Source organism: Gordonibacter pamelaeae 7-10-1-b (genome assembly GCF_000210055.1).
Taxonomy (GTDB): domain Bacteria; phylum Actinomycetota; class Coriobacteriia; order Coriobacteriales; family Eggerthellaceae; genus Gordonibacter; species Gordonibacter pamelaeae.
In genome coordinates this window covers 1,573,605-1,577,006 of the sequence record NC_021021.1, presented here as the reverse complement: position 1 = coordinate 1,577,006, position 3,402 = coordinate 1,573,605, and the positions used below count along the sequence as shown (strand labels likewise).

Sequence of the window (3,402 nt, the reverse complement as noted above, 5' to 3'; positions counted from 1 at the left end):
CGACGCCCTTGGCCGTTGCCATGGCAATGCGCACGCCCGTGAACGACCCCGGCCCGCGGCCGACGACGATGCATGCCAGCTCCCCGCGTGCCACACCCTGCTCGGCAAGCAGCGCGTCGATACGCGGGAGCAGCTGGGTGTTCGAAGCGCGATGCGCCGATGCCTCGGCACAGGCGACGACCTCCACCGTGCGGCTTTCCCCATGCAGCGCGCCCAAGCCGATGGCGATGACCTCGTTGGCCGTGTCGAACGCAAGCACGTAGCGCGCCCGCGCTCCCTGGGAAGCACCGTGCAACGCGTCGGCCTCCGCCGCGCGCGCCACCGGAAACGCTTGATCGCTCACCCGCAGCACCCCGCTGCCTTCATCAGGCGCGACTTCGAGTCCTTCGCCCATACGAACAGCAGCTGCCGTGCGCGGTCGCCGAACGACTGCGCGCGCACGGTGCGGTTTCCGTCGGCGTCGACGGTGACCGCGATCTCCAGGTAGCCGTACGGCAGGGCCGAGGGGAACTTCTCGCCCCATTCGACGAACGAGGCGCCGTCGCCGTCGATGGTCTCGAAGTAGCCGATATCCTCCAGCTCGTCGGGATCTTCCAGCCGATACAGATCGAAATGGTACAGCGGAAGCCGACCGCCCGGATACTGCAACAGGATGTTGAACGTGGGGCTGGTCACCTGGTCGTGCACGCCGAGTGCGGCGGCGACCCCCTGCACGAACTGCGTCTTGCCCGCACCCAGGTCGCCCGAGAGCACGACGACGTCGCCCTCGTGCAGGTAGGGCGCCAGCGTCGAAGCCAGCTGCTTCGTCGCCTCGGGGGAGGTGGTCTTGCGTATGTAGGTCAGTCCGTTAGCCATGGCTCGTATGATACGCCAACCCGGCCGCCCAGGCCACGACGGCGACGGGGAATCGGGAATCTTCCATGGCGCGGCAACGGCATGCACGGCCGGCCGCTGGCACGCAGGCCGCCGCCGGACGGGCGCAGCGGCAAAATTCTCATCGCAGCGCATCGCTTTTGCCCTATCATCGCCTTTAACGCAAAACCCGCCTCTGCCAGCCCGGCAGAGGCGGCGCAACACGAAGGAGGCAACCCACCCATGTACGAAGCGCGTATCGAAACCGTCATGCAGAACCTTGCCCGGCGCGGGCTCTCGCAGATGCTCGTCTGCGATCCGCGGTCCATCCAGTACCTGACCGGCGCCTACGTGGAACCGGGCGAGCGCTTTCTGGGCCTGGTGCTGGGCGAAGGGCGCACGCCCACGCTCGTGTACAACGAGATGTTCGCCGTGCCGGCCGACCTCGCGTGCGCCGTGCGCACGTTCAACGACACGGAGGACCCCTTGGTGCCGGCGGCCGACCTGTGCGATCCGGCCCGCCCGCTGGGCTGCGACAAGAACCTCGCGGCGCGCTTCCTCATCCCGCTTATGGAACGCGGGGCGGCGAGCGGCTTCGTGCTGGCCTCGGACGTGGTCGACGATGCGCGCGCCCATAAGAGCGCCGAGGAGCGCGACCTCATGCGCACCGCCTCGCGCACCAACGACGCCGCCATGGCGCGCTTCAAGGAGCTCGTGCGCGAGGGCGTGACGGAGGCCGAGGTGGCAGGCCAGTTGGAGGTCGTCTACCGCGAGCTGGGCGCGCAGGGCCACTCGTTCTCCCCCATCGTCAGCTTCGGCGCGAACGCCGCCGACCCGCACCACGAGCCCGACGGCACGCGCCTCGCGCCCGGGGACGCGGTGCTGTTCGACGTGGGCTGCCGCCAGGGCGAGTACTGCGCCGACATGACGCGCACGTTCTTCTTCGGCGAGCCCACGCAGAAACAGCGCGAGGTGTACGAGACGGTGCGGCGGGCCAACGAGGCCGCCCAACGCGTTGTCGCCCCCGGCGTGCGCTTCTGCGACATCGACCGCGCCGCCCGCGAGGTTATCGAGGAGGCGGGCTACGGACCCTATTTCACGCACCGCCTGGGGCACCAGATCGGCCTGGACGTGCACGAGCCGGGCGACGTTTCGTCGGTTCACGAGGCCCCGGTCGAAGTGGGCATGTGCTTCTCCATCGAGCCCGGCATCTACCTGCCCGGCGAGTTCGGCGTGCGCATCGAGGACCTGGTCATCGTCACCGAGGACGGCTGCGAGGCGCTCAACGCCTACCCTCACGAGCTGGAGGTGCTGGGATAGCGACTCCTAACTGCGCCGCTTCATGGCGGCGCGGCGGCCGGCGGCCTTGGCGTCGTGTGCGCGCTTGCAGTCGGGGCAGATGGACGTGAGCGCGCGGGCGCGGGCGGCGTCGGCGTGCTCCTCCTGCTCGAGCAGGGCGTTCGCGAACTCGATCTCCTTGTTCGTGGCGTAGTAGCGTCCGCACGAGGCGCATTCGGCCAACGTGAACAGGCAGCGCTTGGGCAGCTCGGGCTCGTCGGCGAAACCGGCTCCCTCGATGACGTCCATGGCGCCGGTGGGGCACGCGGGAACGCAACGGCCGCAGTGCGTGCAGTCGAACAGGTCGAGCGTCCACACGAGCAGGCCCTCGTCCTCGTCGATGAAGATGCGGATGGCGTTCGCGTCGCAGGCCGCCGCGCAGGCGGCGCACGCGATGCAGGCGGAGAAGTCGTGGCGCGGCTTGCCCTCCGCCACGCCCGATGCGTGGCCGGGACGCGGCGTGCGGCCGCGATCGGAAATGAGGTTGGGCACGCGGGGCTTCACGGCGGCCATCAGCGCCCAACCTCCTCGGACAGATCGAACGCGGCCGCGAAGGCGTCGTCGGGCAGGCCGCCGCGCAGGGCGGCGTCGGCACGCTCGACGGCCTCGATGCGGCGGCTCTTCCCCAGCGTCTCGAGCATCTCCTCGTCCACCAGCGCAAGAGCCTTCGTCGGGCAGACCGCGATGCAGCGCGGGCCATCGGGCGACTTCGCGCACAGGTCGCAGATGACCACTGACGTGTACGCGCCCGTCTCCTTCTGCCGCAGCAGGCCGGCCGAGCGCGCCGACGACGCGCGGCTGTACGGCGCGGCCTTCACGTGCGCGGTGGACGGAGCGGAGGGGTACACGGCCCCGAACGGGCACGCGAGCGCGCACACGAGGCACCCCGTGCAGCGCGCCTCGTCCACCTGCAGGCGGTCGCGCTCCTGGTAGATGGCGCCTTCCGGGCACACCGCCAGGCAGGGCGCGCCCTCGCACTGATGGCAGGTGACCGCGGCCGACACCTCGCGCGTCTTCACGAGCGAGATGCGCGACGCCGGGCGCAGCGCGCGCTTGCGGTGCGCCTCGCTGCACGTCACGCGGCAGGCTCCGCAGCCGATGCAGCGCGCGGGGTCGGACACGACGAAGCGGTCCATACCAGCGTCTCCTCCTCGCCGTTGGCGTAGAGGGCACGTCCGGCCACTTCGGCCTCGTGGGCGCGAAGGCGGCCGC

General features: G+C 70.3%; 5 protein-coding genes. 1 reads left to right on the top strand and 4 read right to left on the bottom strand.

Going from position 1 to position 3,402, the window contains the following annotated elements; translation table 11 throughout:
* On the bottom strand, positions 1-343 hold a 343-nt coding region (tsaB, locus tag GPA_RS07290), incomplete at its 3' end, for a tRNA (adenosine(37)-N6)-threonylcarbamoyltransferase complex dimerization subunit type 1 TsaB (RefSeq protein ID WP_231847600.1).
* Positions 340-855, bottom strand: a complete 516-nt coding sequence (gene tsaE / locus GPA_RS07285) for a tRNA (adenosine(37)-N6)-threonylcarbamoyltransferase complex ATPase subunit type 1 TsaE (protein WP_015539460.1) — start codon at positions 853-855, stop codon at positions 340-342. The genes tsaE and tsaB, both read right to left, overlap by 4 nt.
* A gap of 240 nt (positions 856-1,095) precedes the next feature.
* On the opposite strand from tsaE, the gene GPA_RS07280 reads away from it, so the two are divergent.
* On the top strand, positions 1,096-2,172 hold the full coding sequence (locus GPA_RS07280; RefSeq protein WP_015539459.1) for a M24 family metallopeptidase: 1,077 nt from the start codon (positions 1,096-1,098) through the stop codon (positions 2,170-2,172).
* A 6-nt stretch (positions 2,173-2,178) separates the two neighbouring features.
* Here GPA_RS07280 and GPA_RS07275 read toward each other — a convergent pair whose 3' ends face one another.
* Together GPA_RS07275 and GPA_RS07270 are read right to left on the bottom strand one after the other, a co-directional pair.
* Positions 2,179-2,703: a 4Fe-4S dicluster domain-containing protein gene (locus GPA_RS07275; RefSeq protein WP_015539458.1), complete on the bottom strand. Its 525-nt coding sequence runs from the start codon at positions 2,701-2,703 to the stop codon at positions 2,179-2,181.
* Positions 2,703-3,326 (bottom strand): 4Fe-4S dicluster domain-containing protein, encoded by a 624-nt coding sequence (locus GPA_RS07270; protein ID WP_015539457.1) that lies wholly within the window; start codon positions 3,324-3,326, stop codon positions 2,703-2,705. The genes GPA_RS07275 and GPA_RS07270 overlap by 1 nt, the downstream gene beginning before the upstream one ends.
* Between the last annotated feature and the right edge of the window lie 76 nt (positions 3,327-3,402).